General features: G+C 61.2%; 13 protein-coding genes and 4 pseudogenes. 4 read left to right on the forward strand and 13 right to left on the reverse strand.

Annotated elements, in window-relative coordinates; genetic code table 11:
- Positions 1–122: 122 nt before the first annotated feature.
- The 7 genes and pseudogenes from CP958_RS00325 to CP958_RS00355 all read right to left on the reverse strand — a co-directional run.
- Positions 123–452 (reverse strand): annotated as a pseudogene (locus CP958_RS00325) (IS5 family transposase); the annotation flags it as partial.
- A gap of 69 nt (positions 453–521) precedes the next feature.
- Positions 522–797, reverse strand: a complete 276-nt coding sequence (locus CP958_RS00330) for a hypothetical protein (RefSeq protein WP_141400356.1) — start codon at positions 795–797, stop codon at positions 522–524.
- Positions 798–811: 14 nt separating this feature from the next.
- Entirely contained in the window at positions 812–1,741 is a 930-nt protein-coding gene (locus CP958_RS00335; protein ID WP_096700048.1) for a Mu-like prophage major head subunit gpT family protein, read from the reverse strand.
- 6 nt (positions 1,742–1,747) lie between these two features.
- Positions 1,748–2,800 carry a phage protease gene (locus CP958_RS00340; protein WP_096700049.1) on the reverse strand — a complete coding sequence of 351 codons (1,053 nt, stop codon included), beginning with the start codon at positions 2,798–2,800 and terminating at the stop codon, positions 1,748–1,750.
- Positions 2,797–3,165, reverse strand: coding sequence for a helix-turn-helix domain-containing protein (locus CP958_RS00345; RefSeq protein ID WP_141400357.1), 369 nt, complete (start codon positions 3,163–3,165; stop codon positions 2,797–2,799). Before CP958_RS00345 ends, CP958_RS00340 begins: the two co-directional genes overlap by 4 nt.
- Before the next feature lie 138 nt (positions 3,166–3,303).
- Positions 3,304–3,666 (reverse strand): annotated as a pseudogene (locus CP958_RS00350) (phage protein GemA/Gp16 family protein); the annotation flags it as partial.
- Entirely contained in the window at positions 3,582–5,531 is a 1,950-nt protein-coding gene (locus CP958_RS00355; RefSeq protein ID WP_096700052.1) for a transposase domain-containing protein, read from the reverse strand. The gene CP958_RS00355 and the pseudogene CP958_RS00350, both read right to left, overlap by 85 nt.
- Before the next feature lie 262 nt (positions 5,532–5,793).
- On the opposite strand from CP958_RS00355, the gene CP958_RS25640 reads away from it, so the two are divergent.
- Positions 5,794–6,516 carry a helix-turn-helix transcriptional regulator gene (locus CP958_RS25640; protein ID WP_141400358.1) on the forward strand — a complete coding sequence of 241 codons (723 nt, stop codon included), beginning with the start codon at positions 5,794–5,796 and terminating at the stop codon, positions 6,514–6,516.
- A 343-nt stretch (positions 6,517–6,859) separates the two neighbouring features.
- Positions 6,860–8,554, forward strand: coding sequence for a sugar transferase (locus CP958_RS27275; protein ID WP_096700053.1), 1,695 nt, complete (start codon positions 6,860–6,862; stop codon positions 8,552–8,554).
- Here CP958_RS27275 and ovoA read toward each other — a convergent pair.
- From ovoA to CP958_RS00385, 6 genes and pseudogenes are all read right to left on the reverse strand, one after another.
- A complete protein-coding gene (gene ovoA / locus CP958_RS00365; protein WP_096700054.1) occupies positions 8,551–10,662 on the reverse strand; it encodes a 5-histidylcysteine sulfoxide synthase in 2,112 nt (703 codons plus the stop codon). The two genes, CP958_RS27275 and ovoA, sit on opposite strands and share 4 nt — an antisense overlap.
- Positions 10,663–10,968: 306 nt before the next feature.
- A pseudogene (locus tag CP958_RS00370) lies at positions 10,969–12,189 on the reverse strand (IS3 family transposase).
- 176 nt (positions 12,190–12,365) lie between these two features.
- Positions 12,366–13,994 carry an ATP-binding protein gene (locus CP958_RS00375; protein WP_170958774.1) on the reverse strand — a complete coding sequence of 543 codons (1,629 nt, stop codon included), beginning with the start codon at positions 13,992–13,994 and terminating at the stop codon, positions 12,366–12,368.
- 225 nt (positions 13,995–14,219) lie between these two features.
- Positions 14,220–14,804: a hypothetical protein gene (locus CP958_RS25650; RefSeq protein ID WP_141400359.1), complete on the reverse strand. Its 585-nt coding sequence runs from the start codon at positions 14,802–14,804 to the stop codon at positions 14,220–14,222.
- Entirely contained in the window at positions 14,801–15,550 is a 750-nt protein-coding gene (locus tag CP958_RS25655; protein WP_141400360.1) for a hypothetical protein, read from the reverse strand. The genes CP958_RS25650 and CP958_RS25655 overlap by 4 nt, the downstream gene beginning before the upstream one ends.
- Before the next feature lie 140 nt (positions 15,551–15,690).
- A protein-coding gene (locus CP958_RS00385) for an IS5 family transposase (protein WP_096700057.1) occupies positions 15,691–16,451 on the reverse strand; the annotation gives its coding sequence in 2 pieces (ribosomal slippage) (positions 15,691–16,124 and positions 16,124–16,451; 762 coding nt in all).
- A 22-nt stretch (positions 16,452–16,473) separates the two neighbouring features.
- On the opposite strand from CP958_RS00385, the gene CP958_RS00390 reads away from it, so the two are divergent.
- Positions 16,474–16,839, forward strand: coding sequence for an MFS transporter (locus CP958_RS00390; RefSeq protein ID WP_141400361.1), 366 nt, complete (start codon positions 16,474–16,476; stop codon positions 16,837–16,839).
- 241 nt (positions 16,840–17,080) lie between these two features.
- A pseudogene (locus tag CP958_RS25660) lies at positions 17,081–17,461 on the forward strand (autoinducer binding domain-containing protein); the annotation flags it as partial.

Below are 17,461 nucleotides of genomic sequence, written 5' to 3' on the forward strand. Positions count from 1 at the left end.
TCGATCGCGATAATCGCCAAATGATCGACACCAGGAAAATCCCCTTACCATACAGTCGGCTTTCAGCAATAACCGGACTCCTTCCGGTAGGGTTTGGAGAATTTTCATGCCATCGTCGAGAGCCCCTTTTTTCCCGTGGCCCCGTGTTGGTGAACGCGGACACAGGTCGAGTCGATCATGATGATGTCGCCATCGTAAGCCTTGGAGATTTCCTCCAGAAGCCGGTCCCAGACGCCCGCCTTGCGCCAGCGGACGAACCGGTTGTAGCAGGTGGTCGATGGGCCGTAGCGCTCGGGAACTTCCGCCCAAGGCGAGCCCGTGCGGAACCGCCACAGGATACCGTTCAGGACCCGACGGTCATCAACCCGAGGCACGCCGCGAGGCTTGTTCGGAAGCAAGGGCTCGATGATCGACCATTCGTGATCCGTCAACTCGTACCGCCGCCGTGCCATCAATGCCCTCCGTGCCAGAGGGAATCGTTGAATCACGACGCGCGACGAAGGGGAAGCCTGTTTATGAGTTTACGGCCTAACATGCCGTAAGGCCAACTTCTTATCTCCGAGGCCAGACAACAGGGGAATGTCATGCGGTCTGTCGCCGTAGGATTCGGCCAGCACCAGGGCGGCCTCTAAGCTGATCACCTTGCAAATGTTGCATGCCGCTGTTGGTTTGCCTGGGATGTAGTGTTTGGTTCCACCCCACGCCGCCGCCAATTTTATTGCATCTTCCGCATACCCGGCACGCGCCAGCGTTCCCAGCAAGCCGGGAAATAGGGCGATGTTAGGGATCTCCGTCATCGCCACCATCCCGCCTACAGGTAAGCCGACACCAGCAGATCGGCGGTATCTTGCCACTCGTTGGAAATCACCACGTCCTGGGGTGCGGCTTCGGTTCCCACGGTGATGACGCGGGTGCCGTTCTTGACCACGCGGCGAGCGGCGCCCTCCAACTCCTGCGGCACGACCAGGTGCGTCGGCGTGATGCCCAGTTTGGCGCCGCCGTCCTTGGTGAGCGAGGCCATGGCGGTGCGCGCCGCCTCGTAATTCTCGTGGGTCAGTTCGGCTTTGCTGCCGAAGGCGAGTTGCCACAGGCCAAAGCCCACGTTCGAGCGACCGTCACAGCCATAGACATATTCGTTGCGCCAGAACACGCCCTCGTCATTCGGCTTGTCCAGGCTGACGAACCGATAGGGGCGGCGCTTCTGATAGACCAGCGGACGGATTTGGCGGCTGGCGTCGATCAGGAACCAGGCCGGACCGGCGCCCGCCTGCATGTTGCTGATCGTCAACACCGCGCCGTCCTCACCTTCAACGGGGTGGTCCGTGTCGAAGAAATTCTGACCGTCGTAGCAGAGATTGGCGAAGCCGTCCTTGAGCAGGGCGTAGGCCATGCGGTCGGGGTGAATGGCGGCTTCGCGCCCCATCTCCAGCATCAGCGGAGAAAATAGACCGTATTGGTCATCCTCCATCTGGTTGCCGGAGACCTTGACGGTCATTTCGAAATTCTTGTTCTTGATCGTGTACATCCAGGCGGAAAGGTTCTGGATGATGCGATCACCAACCCATTCCCGGATCATCGGGAAGTTGCCCAGCCAAGCGTAGTTTTCTTCGCTCGCAGTGCTGGGAACTTCCATGGCGATGGTGGAAATGGTGGACTTAGCCCCTTCAAACCCCTTGTTGAAGTTGGTTTTGAAGCCGGTGAAGATGTGGTCGAGCGAGGCGCCAGAGCGGGAAACGAGCATGATGGCTTAGCCTTTCAGGTTCTTGCGGTAGTCTTCAGGCGACACGCCCATTTGGCTGCATACGGCGAGCTGACCAGCGGAAAGGCCGCAGCTTGCATCATCGGTCGGAGGCATGGCCGGGCGTCCTTCGAAGTCGGACTTGAACAGATTGGCGAAGATCGGCGGCATGGTCTTCACGAAGGTATCGAAGGAATCCGGCGCCTGACTGGCGAGGGCGGTGGCCCAATCCCGCATGGCCGGGGAAATCTGACCGGCGCCCATGGCGTCCGACACCGCCTTGTCCACCTGGGCCTGTGAAAGCTGCTGGCGGTAGGTCTCCGCTTGGCTGGCGACGGCCTGAAGGGCTTCCAGCGTAGCCGCCATCTCGGGCGTCTGGGAGGCGGTGGCGACGGCGGGCGGGTTCTTGGCCTTCTGCATGAGGGCATCCAGCAGACCGGCGGCGTCGGTTTCGGCGGGCAAGCCGAGTTGCGTCACGAACGCCTTGGTGAGCTTGGCGAGGTCGCCACAGCATTTGAGGAAAGTCGCGTCATCGGCGGCGGCCATGCCCATGAGGGCCTTGGCGCTGGTCAGGGTATAGCCGGGCATGGTTGCTCCTTGGCTGGCGAGGGCGGTGATTTCGGCAAGGTTCGGGAAGTTGGTCAGGGCGGCGCCGACAATGCGGAGGACGGTGCCGTCTTGGGTGTGGTTGAAGACGGGAGAGAGGTAGCGATAGGCGCGCTCGCCCAAATGCTGCGCCGCCGTGGCCGTCCATTCGACCCGCCCCCAGATGCCGTTGGGTCCAATCTCAAGGCTGTCCCACTTCACCCACCCTGCGGCGGGGCGCGGCTTGACGTGCGGCGGCGCCAACTGGTTCTGGTGTTCGTAGTCCACCGGCAGATCGGCGCCGCGCTGGTGCGCCTTGGTGGCGGCGATCACCTGGGCAGCATGGGCCTTGTCCCGGACGGTGTACGGCCCGCGCCCATCGCGGCCCTGGACGGTGCCGAAGGGCAGCAGGTGAACCCTGTCGGGCGCTCCGGCGGCGAGGGTCATGGAACAAGTTGCGATCAGTTCGGTGGTCATGAAGCCCTCAGAAGGTTGTAGACGTGCCTTTCGGTAATCCCGAGGGAAATGGCGATTTCCCACACGGATTTACCGGCCTCTCTCAGTTTGATGGCTTCGTGCTTATTCCTGACTTTCCGGAACGAGTGCATCGTCGGAATGTCAATGCAGATGAAGTTGCGCCGCCGAAAAGCGTCAATGACCTTCTCTGCGTCTTCCTTTGGAAGAAGCGCATACAGCTTGTTTTTCTTACTTAACGAGGCCGCGTTGATTTTTATGCCACCACACTTCGAGACCACGGACATTGCGAATTCCTCGCCGTAATCCTCGATTAGGACCATGGCGGCATGAGGAACGTAGCCGTATCTGTCTCGCAAGGTGGTCATGGGCACTGTACTACTTCACCCTTGACGGCCCCTACTTGCTGAACCAGTTCAGTATCCAGCGGGACAAGGGCGGGAAATGCGTTGGGGCGGTCTGAGAACTGGACGAGAAACAGCCTCCCAGACCGAACCCTTTTCACCCTATTGCGTCGAAACATCGCCGTTAAACGGGTCTGCAACGGGGTTAGACGCCCGTTTCCCCTTCCGGGATGACGGAGTGCCGGAATTTCTCTTTCCCCCGTCCTGCGGCTTCCTGTCGAAGTTCCTGGCCTTCATCATCTTCAGTGCACCAATCACCTTCTGAGCCTCGTCGTAGCCGAGAAAGCGGATGGACGAACGATGGAAGGTGCGTTCCAGCCAGTGACCCAAGTTCAAGTCGCTGGCGTCCTCGCCCTTGTATTCGCTCCATAGGTCACGGATCAGTTCGACCTGGCGCGGTGAGGCCATGCCGGGCCGAACGCCAAAGCCGCTGGCGTGGGGCATGCCGACGTGTCCGGAGCGACGGGTTTCGCCTTCATGCCGGGGGTGCCGAACAGCGGCTTGGAGATGTTGGTTTGAGAGACCGGCGGCACCGGATCGGGCCGCGCGTCATCAACCCGTTTTTGGATGTTGGCGAGTTGCGCACCAACCATCAGCTTCCGGCCCTTCAACTCGCGCTTGGCGGCGGCCTTGATCTGGGCCTTGCCGCGCTCGTGCTGGCGGGCGTCCTCGGTGCTGTCGAACTTGCCAACCTTGAGGCAGGGCAGGCTTTCGACGATGACGTTGCCCTGGGCATCATGGACGATGACCGGCTTGCTACGGTCATTGGGGTCGAACAGCACGCAGAGCTTGCCGTTGCGATGCTTGAGCAAGGCGTCCTGATGTTCCCGCGACCACCAAGTGAAGCCATCCTTAGACAAGGCTCCGGTATCCTTTTGGGGCTTCAAATAGGCCATATCGAACATGAAGAACGCCCGCTGGGCTTGAGTGAGGTCGCGGCGCGGGCGTTGCTTGTAGCTTTCCTCGAACACCTGAGTGAATGAGAGCTTGCCCTTCGCCATTTCAGTGCGACGGCCTACCTGTTCATTGTGGGTGCGCAATTCGCGCTGGTAGACGGCCTCCGCCACATCAATGTCAACCGGGGTGCCGGTGAACTCTTCCGGCTTAGCGTCCGGCCTGTGGCCGCAATAGGCTCCCTTGAATTCAGGGAGCGTGTCGATCTGCTCGGCCACGTCGCGAAAGCCGCGTTCGATGGGCTTGGACTGGCCCCGGCGTGGTTTGGCAAAGCCGATCTTTGCCCCGATCAGGGTGATGATGCCCAGTTCCTCGTCATCGCCCTTGTTCCGGCCCCGGAAACGGGTCTTGGCCCCGCCGGAAATCTTCTTGCTGGCGAAGGCGCGGCCATTGTCGGTGCGCAGTTCGTCGAACAGGCCGAAGCGGTCGATGACATCAAGGATGACGGCCTTAGTGGTGTCCGCATCCTCGGTTTTGGCGAACCGCCAGTCCAGGATATAGCGGCTGTAGACATCCTGAAGGGCGATGACGATGGCGCGGCTACTGGTGCCATCTTTCCAGCGGACGAAGTAATCCGTCTGACGCCCATCGAGGTTGATGATCTGCATGGCCTGGAGATGCGCCACAGAGCGCTTCATCGGCGGGATGGTCTTATCCAACGCCTTGTCGCCGCTCTTGATGAGCGCTTTTTCCCCGGCGGGAAGCTCTTCCCACCGATTGCGCACCGTGCCATAGCAAGGCCAGTCCCAGTCGAACACTGCCGCCGCCTCTGCGGTCTTCCGATAGGCTTTGGACAGCGGCAGGCGCTTACTGCCTTCCTGAAGGACGGAAAGGCAATACGTCCAGGCTTCCTCGGACATTTCCGTGCGTGGGCGACCGCCCGTATAGTTTGCGGCAAGGACTGGAAGCCAGTTTGCACGAGCAACGTCGCGAACTTTGGCTCTAATTTTGTAGATATAGGCGGGGCTGAAGCCTGTTTCTTCACAGACCTCATCGGTCGCGGCCTTATTGCTTCTTCCCTGGGAGACCTTCTCATCGAATGCCGCCAGGGCGAACAATGCGCGCTTGGCACCCTCCTGGACTGTCAGAGACTTGCGGCCAAACTCAGACCAAAGCGTTTGATCGGGGCCGTCATCCTGGGTAACTCCATGGGCGCGCTGGAGGTAGGCCACCTGGGTTTCTGGTCGAAGGTCTTCCCAGCGAACAGCAACAGCCTCACCTCCGTTGCTTGGGACGGAAACGGTGGGGTAGCCAAATCGCTTAAGATGTAGCCGGACCCCACGGCCGGACTGCGGAAAGGTGTCGGTCGCGCTGATGCCGGTTGGGAGGCCGCAAAGCTCGGCGGCGGAGATGCTGTGGCACGCTATTGCGTTCATTCGTCACCTCGAAGGGTGATCGCCACCAGCCTAGCACGGAGTTGGATGGCCCTTGGGCCGTTCCACTTTCCGAGCAGGCAATCGCGTGCATTCTGACGATGGACGCCGTTTTCCTTGCACCATGCACCAAGCGAGCCCCCTTTCTTGACGAAAGCGGCCCGGATATCCCGGAGCAGCCCTTCTCCAGGGGCTGGGTGCAATTGCGTTGCGATTGTGGTATCGTCATGTTCCATACGAACAAGATAACGCGAGTTTGCGTGCCATGGAAGAAAAAAACGCCAAATCCGGCATTGCCGAGAGGCTTAAGCACGCGATAGCGCTGTGCGCCTCAGATTACACGCCCAAGCACGCAAAGTGGTCGCTTAAAATATTTTCTAAAGAGGTCGGAATACCATACCGTACCCTTCAAGATTATATCGCTGGCGCTAGGCTTCCTGGAGCGGATGCCTTGCAGAAATTTGCCACTAAAGGAATAGATATAAACTGGGTCCTTCTTGGGAATGAGCATGGCGATTACTTCCACCCAGAAGCTATAAAGATTGAAAGTGACGCCTTTCAGCCCGAAATGTCAGCCTTGCCACTTAATGATAATGAGGCGGTGGACATAATTCGAGCCATGGCATTTGATTACGCCGATAAAACAAACGAAGATGTAATTCGCAGGAGTGGAAGGTCATTGCCTCTACTTGCGTTAATAGAGCTTCACGAAACATTCACGGCAACAATAACGGTATCGTACCTTAGGACAATAGAGGCTGTGCCACATTTCCTGAAGAAGGGGATGACAAGGGTTGATATGCTCAAGGTTTTAGAGACAGCGATGGAGTTATCACTTTCCGATGCGGCAAAGGAAGTGGAATGTAAGTTTGATGGGTGGACAACAGCGATTTCTGGGTACGTGGATGAGGACGATGATCCCCATGGTTCTGGGCACGTAGACGATCAGACGCCTCCAGAATCGAGGGGAACCCCAGGCGACAAGTGATGTGAGATCGCGTGCCTCTCGCTTTATCTGGTCGTTTTAGGTCGGAACGGAACGCCAAGGTCGGAATAGGCGGTTCCGACCTTGTTGTGCTCCAATGGATGGCGCGCTCTCCCTGAAAGAGCCCCAACCCTCTGATTAAACAGCGTTGCAACGACCATGCAACGGCAGTTCAACCGCCCCCCTGATGCGACATTCCTCCGAAAAATGGGCTTTTTCGGCAGGGTCTCCACGATATTATTGAAATGCCGTTGGCCTATCTTATTGATTTTGTTTAATTTCAAGGTCGGATAAATTCCACGACGTTTTTTCCGCCCTCACTGGCTGGCCCGATTGAGGAGGTGATATGGAAAAACCGCGTATCCTGGTGCTGGCCAACACCTTTCCCGAGCTCTCCCAGACCTACACGCTGGTGGAGGTGGAGGCCCTGCGCGAACGCTTCGACGTGCTGGTGCTGTCCTTCTCCTACAGCCGTTTTCCCCACTACACCGACATTCCCCACATCCAGATCACCCGGGAGAACGAACGCCGGGTGATCGGCTTCCTGAAAGAGCGCTTCCGCCCGCGCATGGTTCACGGCCATTTCCTGTCCGACCTGGAGCGCATCGCGGCGCTGGCCGTCCTGCTGGACTGTCCCTATACGGTTCGGACCCATTCGCCCGATGTGATCTGGCCCGACCCGTTGCGCTGGAAGGCGATGCCCCGGCTGGTGGAGGACGAGCGTTGCCTGGGCATCCTCACCTTCCCCTTTTCGCGCCCTTGGCTGGAAGGGGCCGGCGTGCGGCCGGACAAGATCGTCGATGCCCTGCCGGTGGTGGACGTGCGGCGCTTTCATGACCGCTCGCCCAACGGCCAGGGCGTCATGCATCTGGGAGCCGGCGGCCGCAAGAAGGGCATGGACGAGTTCATCCGCCTGTCCAAGCTGGTTCCGGAAAAGACCTTCGACCTCTATGCCATCGGCGAGCGGGCCGAGGGCTGGAAGGCCTTCAACCAGGAGATCGGGGGGCGGGTGAATTGCCAGATTCCGGTGGATTTCCACGACATGCCCCGGGTCTACAAGGAGCATGAGTGGCTGGTCTATTTCACCAACGACCAGTTTCCCCTGGTGGGATGGCCGGTGGCCCTGGCCGAGGCCTGGGCCTCGGGCGTCGGGGTCTGCTTCCGCCCCATCCGCCCCGATCAGGCCGAGTATATCGGCGACGCGGGCTTCATGGTGAAGGATGCGGAGGAGGCGGCGAAAATCGTTCGCGGCCCGGTGCCGGAGGAGATGCGCGAGCGGGCCTTCCAATGGGCCGAGCGCTTTGATATCCGCCGGAACCTGCCGGTGCTCACCGACCTGTGGGAACCATACCTCGGGCGCGAGCCGCGCCCGCCCGAGGAACCGGCCGCCGAGGTGAGGACGCCGTCCCCTTCGCCGCTTCCGGTGCCGTCCCTGGTCGAGCTGGCGCTCAAGCGGCTGATGGACATCGCGGGCAGCCTGGGGGGGCTGATCCTGGCCGCCCCCTTGCTGCTGGCACTGGCGCTGCTGATTTCCGTGCAGAGCGGGGCCTCGGCCCTGGTGCGGCAGACCCGCCTGGGCCGGGGCGGGCGGCCATTCGCCATGTTCCGCCTGCGCAGTCTGGCGGGCGATGAGCCGGTCTACGGCACGCCCGCTAACCCGCCGCCACTGGGCATCGCCTCGCTGCGCTGCCTCGACGGGACCGAGTCTGGTCCGCCGCCCCGGCTATTGCCCATGGGGGGCTGGCTCCGCCGCACCGGCCTGGATGAGGTGCCGCAACTGCTCAACGTGCTGAAGGGCGACATGAGCCTGATCGGCCCACGTCCCGTGCTGCCGTGGGAGGTCGGGGCCTATGGGCCGAGCGCCGCCCTTCTCCATTCGGCGCGGCCGGGACTGATTGGCCTGTGGCAGGTGGAGCGCACCAATCCCGACGATCTGGCCGAGCGCATTCGCCTCGACCGCCAGTATCTGGAAGGCTGGACCCTGGGCCGCGACCGGGCGGTTCTGCGGCGGGCGGTGGGTAAGGTTCTGCGGCGGGGTTAGCGCCGCCGCCAGACGGTGACCTCGGAGAGGGTGTGCTGGTGCTTGCGCCGGGTCTCCCGGATGACGAACGGCACCGCCTGCGGCCCCTGGACCAGCTCGAAACGGGGAAGGAGCAGATCCTTCAGGCCGTCCAGGGTGGTGTAGGATTCCCCGTCCTTCTTGAAGCCGCCGATCCATTCCGAGCGCTTGGTATGCTCTTCCAGCCAGGTGTAGGGCGATGCCAGGACCAGCAGGCCGCCGGCATTGAGGCGGTTGGCCATCTCGCCCAGGAACAGGCGCGGGCTGTACAGCCGGTCGATCAGGTTGGCCGCCAGGATCAGGTCGAAACCGGTGAAGATTTCCTTCAGATTGCAGGCGTCGGCCTGCCAGAACTCCACCCGCCCGGCGGTCGCGGCGAGGCCGAGGGCCTCCAGCCGCCGCTCGTGGTAGGAGGAAAGTTCTCCTTCGTCGGGGATGGCGTAGCGCAGCAGGCCGGTCTCCGCCAGCCTGGCTCCGATTTGAATGAAGCGGGCCGAATAGTCGATGCCCGTCACCCGATTGAACGAGCGCGCCAGTTCGAAGGTCGCACGGCCGGTGGCGCAGCCCATGTCCAATGCCCGCTCGAAGCGGCCGTTGCCGTGGCGGCCATGGGCCTCCTCCGCAAGCTCGGCCAGGGCCTTGGGGAAGTTGGGAACGCCGAACGCCTCGTCGCCATAGTGGAATTCACAGTACTGCGCCACCAGGGTGTCGGTCTCATAGGCCGAAGCCGGCCGGGGGGGCGGCGTATCGCTCACCACGGTGCGGAAGCCGGCGTGCTGGAAGAAGTGGCGGCGAAAGGCATAGCGTGACGCCCGCCGGGATTGGTTGCCGCACGAGATCCAGCTCCCCCCCTTGATGATGGCGTGGCGATCATCGAAGGTGGGAACGGTGAAGTCGTCGTAGAGCGGGTGGACCCGAAAGCCATCGAAGGGGTAGGTGGGCGTCTCGCACCACTGCCAGACATTACCCACCACGTCGGTCATCTCGCCATGGGCGAAAGTGGTGACCGGACAGCTGGACGCCCAGTGGTCCAGGTGCAGGTTGCCGTCGGCCGGGGAATCATGGGGCACGTCGGACAGCCCGGCATGGTCGTAGAGGCGGTTCCATTCGTCCTCGGTGGGCAGCCGGAACGGTCGCCCCGTGACCTCCGCCTGCCAACGGCAGAAGGCGCGTGCCTCCAGGCAGTTGACCTCCACCGGCCAGTTCCAGGGCATGGACACTTCCTCGGCCAACAGGCGCAGCTTCCAATGGCGGCCATCGGGCACCCAGAAGGTGGGGTGACGGGGATGCGCGAAGCTCTTCCAGTTGCGTCCTTCCTCGTCCCAATAGCGGCCTTCGTCATAGCCTCCGGCCTCGACGAAGCCAAGGAACTCGCCGTTGCTCACCAGATGGCGGCCGGCCTGGAAAGCGGGAATATCGGCCATATGCTCGCCGTACTCGTTATCCCAGCCATAGACGGGTTCGTCGAAGCGGCGCCCCAGCCGGACCCGACCGGCGGGAATGGAGACCAGGGAATTGTCCGGGGCCGGGCCGGCGTGGCGACAAGGCGCCCAGGCCGGATGGGGCCGGACAAGAGCCGGATCGTGCTGGCGTATCAGCACCGAAGAGGTTTCCAGGTGGATCAGTTCGTGCTCGATACCCATCAGGATCACCCAAAACGGGTTGTTCCAGCCGATGGGCAGGGACAAGGGGGTCTCACGGATCACCCTGTCCACGACCTGGCGCACTTCACGGCGATAGGCCGCGACCTCGGCGACACTTGGCCAGTCGTAGCTGGTGTCGTCCAGGTCGTCCCAGCTCATCTCGTCGACGCCAACGGCGAAGATGGATTCCAGTCTGGGGTTGATGCGCCGGTCAATCAGCTTCGCCAAAATCAACTTGTTGATGAAAAAGGTGGCGGTGTGGCCAAAATAAAAAATCAAAGGATGACGCAGAGTAATGGGCTTGCGGTAATAGGCCTCGTCCCCTTGGATGATCTGGAACAGCGATTCGTAGGCATCGAACGAGGCATGGAAATAGGCTCGCAGTTCAGCGCGCTTGGCCTCGACGTCAGGGCCGGTCAGTTGTGGAGTGCGAGGGAACCGAGCCATTCTTTTCTCGCTGCGGGCATGACCAGTTCGTGAACGTGTTTCCGCCCGGAGACTGTGTCCGGTCTGACTTTGATGCCCGAAATGGGCTGCGATAGCAACATGGGCAGAGGTAAAGCCCTCGGCCTTGTGTATTTGGGATTTCGTGGCCCCCTACGGAAGCGGTCACGCCGGATGCGGTCGTGCTCCGGCGTGACCCGCCATGGAATCATACCGGGTGATCCTGGAAATCTCCCGCATGAGTCTTGGTCAGTGCAGGCTGGTATAAGGCTTGGGGAGGATGAGCGCGGGTGACCTGCCTTGGAAGTTTCATCCGGCCGTAAGTAGAGCCTTGGGCGAAGTTACGCCGTGTGGCGCGGTCTGAGCAATGGGGCCGGGCTCGGAGCCCCGGAGGGGCGGAGAGGCCGGCCCCATTGCTTTGAGTTTGGCAGCGTGGGCCGCCGGTGTCTGGTAGCCCAGGGCCGAGTGCGGCCTGGTCGTGTTGTAGTCGGCGACCCAGGTGGCGATGACGGCGCGGGCCTGGGCCATGCTGGTGAACACCGTTTCGTTGAGCAGTTCGTCGCGCATGCGGCCGTTGAAGCTCTCGACGAATCCGTTCTGCATGGGCCTGCCGGGGGCGATGTAGTGCCATTGCATGCAGTGGTCCTGCGCCCATTTCAGCACGGCGTTGCTGGTCAACTCGGTGCCGTTGTCGGACACGATCATCTCCGGCTTGCCGCACCGGGCCACCAGCGCCGTCAGCTCGCGGACCACCCGTACGCCCGAGATCGAGGTGTCGGGCACCGAAGCCAGGCACTCCCGCGTCCTCAACGTCGTCGACGATGTTGAGCACGCGGAAGCGCCGCCCGTTGTCCAACTGGTCATGGACGAAATCCAGCGACCAGCGGGCGTTGGGCTTGGCCTCCACCAGGATCGGCGCGCTGGGCTTGCCGATCAAGCCGGCCTTGCGCCGAGTGCGGCGCTTGCGCACCGCCAGCCCTTCCTCGCGGTAAAGCCGGTAGATGCGGGTGATCCCTGACGACTCCCCGTCGCGCCGCAGCAGGATGAACAGCCGTCGATAGCCGAACCGGCGACGCTCCTGGGCAAGCCCGCGCAGGCGGTCGCGCAAGGCACCTGTCGTCCGGCCGGATCGAGCGGTAGCGGATCATGGTGCGATCCGCTGCGATGACCGAGCAGGCCCGACGCTCGCTCATCTCGAAAGCATTCCGCAGATGGGCGACAGCTTCCCGCTTGGCGGCGGGCCCTACCATTTTTTTCCCAGAAGATCGCGGAGCGCGGCCTCGTTCAGCATGGATTCCGCCAGCAGCTTCTTCAGCCGGGCGTTTGCTGCGCTGCCCTTCGGGTCTCATCCTCAAGCGCCTTCAGCCGCCGCGCCTCCGACACCTCCAGGCCGCCATACTTGGCCTTCCATTTGTAGAAAGTGGCGCTCGAAATGCCGTGCCGGCGGCACACATCCGCCGTCCCCGCCCCGGCCTCCTGCTCCTTCAGGATGCCGATGATTTGTTCTTCACTGAACCTGCTGCGCTTCATGTCGTCCGTCCTCTGATGGGCCGGACTCTACTTCAAACTGGAGGAAGATTTCCAAGGCAGGTCAATCGATACCTGCCTGGGAAGCTTCGTCGGGCTGCTGGGAGGGATTTGCCTCCACAGCCCCCGGTTCCGGACCGTGGTGGGTGGCGGCATGCGCAGGCTCATCCCGTCCCGCTTCACGCCGTCTCAGTAGAAGCGGCGGCGTGCTCCCCGGCCCGATGGAGCCAGAAGTGAACGGTCGTCCCGACGCCCAGTCGCGAGTCCATCCAGATCCGCCCGCCGTGCCGGTCGATGATCCGGCGGGTGATGGCCAGACCGGTTCCCGTGCCGGGGTATTCCGCCTGAACATGCAGGCGTGAGAACACCACGAAGACCTTTTCCAGATAGGGCTCGTCGATGCCGATGCCGTTGTCGCGGATGGTGAAGTGCCAGCCCCCGTCCTCGGCCCGCGCCTCCACCTCGATTACCGGCGGCCGGTCGGGTGCGGCGAACTTGATGGCGTTGGACAGCAGGTTGATGAACACCTGCCGCAACTCCTGATCGTTTCCCAGGACCTCGGGAAGCGGCTTGATCCTGATCTCGGCCTTGGCCTGCTTCAGGCTGGCCTGAAGCTCCTCGCAGGCATATTGCAGGGCCGCCGCGCAATCGGCCGATCCCAGCGCGGTCGGCGAGTGACGCAGGCGGGAAAATTCCAGCAGGTCGAGGTTGAGCTGCCGGATCTTCATGGCGGCCTCGATGATAGTCGCCAGAATGTCCTTGGTCGCCGCATCGAGCTTTCCGGAAAGCTCGCGCTCCAGCAATTGAGTGAAACTGACGACGTTGCGGACCGGCTCCTGCAGGTGATGGGAGTAGATCTCGGAAAAGCGTTCCAGCTCGATATTGGCGTCGACCAGACTGTCGAGACTCTTCTGCAGCCGGGCCTCCAGTTCGTCCTTCTTGCGCCGTACCTCGATCTGGTCGAGCAGGAAGGAGATGTTGGCGGCCAGATCGTCCAGCAGGCACACCTCGTCCACGTCGAAGTAGCCCATATGGGCGCTGTATATGGTCAGGGCGCCGCAAGGAAGGCCGCCGCGGAACAGCGGAAAGGCGGCCGACGCCCCCCAGCCGTAGCGCCGCCCCCGCTCGTGCCAGGGCGCCGTCTGCGGATCGTTCTGGAAGTCGTTGCAGATCACGTGCTTGCCCAGGCGGATGGCCGTGCCGGTCGGCCCCCAGGAGCGGGGGTCGGCCGGATCGAGCCTGATGACCAGACCATCGAGATAGTCGCTGCCGTCACCCGACCATTTCGCCGGCCTGACCACGTCGCCGTCGGTCAGCCCGACCCAGGCCATCTTCATGCCGAAATCGGTCGCCACGGCGCAGACCCGCCCGAAGACCTCGTCATTGGTGGTAGAGCGCAGCAGTGCCTGATGAGCGGCGGTCACCGCCTGAAACAGCCGGTTGAGGCGGGCGATATGATTGATCGCGGCCTTGCCGGCGGTGATGTCGCGCACGATGCTGACCTTGTAGCGAACCCCATTCATCTCGTGGACGCGGGTACTCACCTCCACCGGAAAAACCGATCCGTCCTTGCGGCGATGCTCGGTCTCGAAGGTAATGGCCTCCAGTTCATCGATCCGCCTGGGATCGGCGTCCAGATTCATTCGGGCCGCCTCGCTGCGCAAATCGGCGAGGGAAAGATGGCAAAGCTCCTCGGGACGATAGCCATAGAGCGTCAAGAACCGCTCATTGGCCTCCATCAGGCGGCCATCCAGGCCAATCACCAGGATAGCGTCGTTGGCGAACTGGGCTGCCGGTCCGAGCACCATGCCCCCTATGTCAGAACCCTCTCCCTTGAAGGATAGCGATATGCAAGGAGATCGGCAATCCATAGGCCATTGGTATGAGTGACTGAGGCCTATAGCGTGATGCCCAAAATGTGCATCACGCTATAGGCCCTATCATTTTCCCTCGCCGGGCGGGCGCATCCGCGCCCTTGGCCGCGCCCTCAACGGGCGCTGGAGCGGCGCGCCTCATATTTGAGGCACGCCGCTCTAGACGGCGGAAGGCGGCTCGTCCGGCTCGCAGGCATGCCGCCGCAGATCGTCCTGCCGCTGACGATAGCCTTCGGCGTCGCCGTAATCGGCGAAATTGACATAGCGGGAATGCGGCTTGGTGATCGGGCGGGAATATGTGGCGGCCTTTTCAGATATACGACTCATATAACTAAACGAGTTCTGGAGAGCAGGTCGAACCATGTCCGCCCGCTTACAAAACTCAACGACCTCAAGCTCGGTCAACGGAGCCCCATGAAAGGCACCATTATTAAGAAATTCATCTAGCTGAGGAACAATCTCTTGTTCTTCACCAATTAGGAACGCACCATCCCCGACCTGGAACGCCCATATCGCGGGATCACCGATTTTCACAACCGGTGAAATATCGGTGATGGAAACTAGCTCCGCATGGTTCACGTCCAATGGCTCAAAACTCTCGACGTTCCCATCCGCATCCAGATTTTGGATGTAATGTGTATTTGCCCCAGCAAAAACAAATGCGGGAAATACGAACGCCGGAGAGGTCTTCGTCGGGTTATAGATCGCGGCTAAGCGGTGCGGGATCGTGCTTCTTGTCATCATAGATAGCCGCTCCGCCTATAAAAATCCTCCACGAGACCGCGAAACTGCATCAAAAACTCGACTGGCCGATATCGGCCTGGGAGTTTGTAGGGGATGGGAAGGGCATTCAGTTTCGAGAGAATGCCTGCCACTGCGGCGTCTTGAGCCAATTGATGCGGGATTATTACAGCGAGGAGGTTCCCAGACAGCGATAAGGGCGCATCGAATTGGAACTCAATCGCCGAGTTCCGGTCATCCCCGCCATGCGCAGCCCCTGTAATTAAGTTGTAGTAGTTTTGAACATCTACCTCCAGAGCCCCAAAAGTAAGCCAAGACAAAGGCCGAATATCATAATATGAAAGATTGGTGCCGTAGAACATTCCAACCAGTCTCTGCGCACAGGATTGGTCAGATAGCAAAAAATCATCCACTTTATCTATGTGGTGAAGCGATGCCCTGTATAGAGAAAATCCTCCACTGTCAAAGGGGAACACTCTTTTGGCAGAGGCGGTTTCAGGCTTAAATATGAAACATATGGGCGCATACGATACGGACGTATATGCGTCTGTGTTTGAAAAGTTCACCCTGTATGCCGGGCGACCATAAAAAGCGTATACTAGGTTTTCATTGAAAACAGGGCAGGGCGTTGGAGCGGAAATCTCCCCCGATTGAAGGATCGCCAGTGATCGCTGATAATCGGTCAAGTGAGTAAGGGGCAGCGGGTCCGGACCGACGGGCAGCGCGCTTATTGCGGAGGAGAACGCCATGACGCAACTCAGGTGGTAGAATAGCTACCTACCTATCATATTGCGTTTATATCGGGAAGGCTGCCCAGGGGCATTCGCCCAGGATCGGGATGAGCGCGGTCATCAGGCGCCCTACTCACTAGGCTGTAGTGACATTTTAGTCATTTGAGCCAGAACATGATGCTGGCGAGCTTTACGAAGCCCAGGAAATTGGCGGCGATCTTGTCGTATCGGGTTGCGACGCGGCGCCATTGCTTGAGTTTTGCGAAGAAGCCCTCGATGCCCCATCGCTGCTTGTAGGCGATCCGATCGTAGGCGTGCTGGTAGTTGCGATGGCGGCGCGGCGGAATGACCGGCTCGCCGCCTTGGTCGAGGATGAGGTCATGCAATCGGTCGGCGTCATAGGCGCGGTCGGCGAGGACTTGATCGGCCTTCAATCCCCGGATCAGATCGCAGGCTGGTGCCATGTCATTCTGCTGGCCGGGGCCAAGTTCGAAGCGAACCGGCAAGCCCAGCGCATCGACTACGGCGTGGAGTTTGGTTCCGAAGCCGCCCCGAGAACGCCCAAGAGCCTGGGCTTGCGGTCCCCCCTTTTACGCCGTGCCCCGGCGGCTTGCGCGTTGGCTCGGATGACGGTGGCGTCGATCATCATCCATTCAAGGTCTGGATCAACCGACACAGCCTCGAATATCCGGTCGAAGACGCCCTGCTCGATCCAGCGGTAATAGCGGCGTTTGGCCGTCTGATAGGGGCCAAACTTCTCCGGCAAATCTCGCCATCGCGCACCAGACCGTGCCACCCACAGGATGGCGTCGAAGAAGCGGCGGCCATCGCTACGCGGGCCACGCTTTCCCTTCCGGCCTCCGGGCACAAACTCCCGCAGCCGCTCCCACTGATCATCGCGCAGAACTTCGCCGTCCAAGACCGACCTCCAAAAATCAGTCTTGAATCACATCTCGGGCGCCAAGGGAATCCTAAATTGTCACTACAGCCTAGTGATCCCGGCGGCCATTCCGCAAACCGTCCAGACGCCGGAAGTCCTGCTGGTCGTCATGATTGCGTGGGGCGGCTTTGCCGGGTCCCTCTACAATATCAGCCTGGCGATGTTGGCCGACCGCTTCAAGGGGACGGAGCTGGCCGCCGCCAACGCCGCTTTCGGCACGCTGTACGCCTTGGGCAATCTGTTCGGCCCGCTTCTGCACGGCATGGCGATGGATTGGGCCAATCCGCAAGGACTGATGGTGAGTGCGGCTCTCCTGTTCGCCCTTTTTCTGGGGGGTGCCCTGCGGCCTGCGCGGAGGGCGCAGTGATTGGAAAAAGCATTGTCTCTCCCTGCATGCTCCAGGGGGCGGCCGAGGATTTCCGGCAGGCGGCGGGAGTGGACGATCTTTGGTCGCGGCTGCGCCGCCACCTGGACACCGGCTCCATCACCAACGTGCAATACGGATTTGGCGCCCTGCCCGAGGGTAAGGAAAAAAAGCTGACCATTCTCGACTCCTTCGTTCCCGGCTATCTCGATGCCAAGATCGGCGAAGGAGTGCTCGAACACATGATGTGTTCGTGCGGACCGGTTTCGCCGGAACTAACCCCACGATGTGGAGCGATACTAGCCGCCTGCCCGACCTCTCTCCCGAAGCTAGGCGATCCCTGGATATCGATTGGGATTTAGGCGTTACCTGCGGCGTCAGCATTCCCCTGCGATTCGCCGGCGGCTTGGGCGCCGGACTGATCGGCCTCCATGCCGGCGGCATGTCGTGGGGCGAGTTCGACCGGATATGGACCGAATTCGGCATGACGTTGACGGCTGTCGCCAACGCCTTCGACACGGCTCTGCGTGGCGACCATGTGGGGGAGTTGTTCCCCCTCACCTCCCAGGAACGGGAATGCCTGCTGTGGTTGGCGACTGGCCTACAACAAAAGCAGGTGGCCGAC

It is taken from the genome of Magnetospirillum sp. 15-1, from assembly GCF_900184795.1.
Lineage (GTDB): Bacteria > Pseudomonadota > Alphaproteobacteria > Rhodospirillales > Magnetospirillaceae > Phaeospirillum.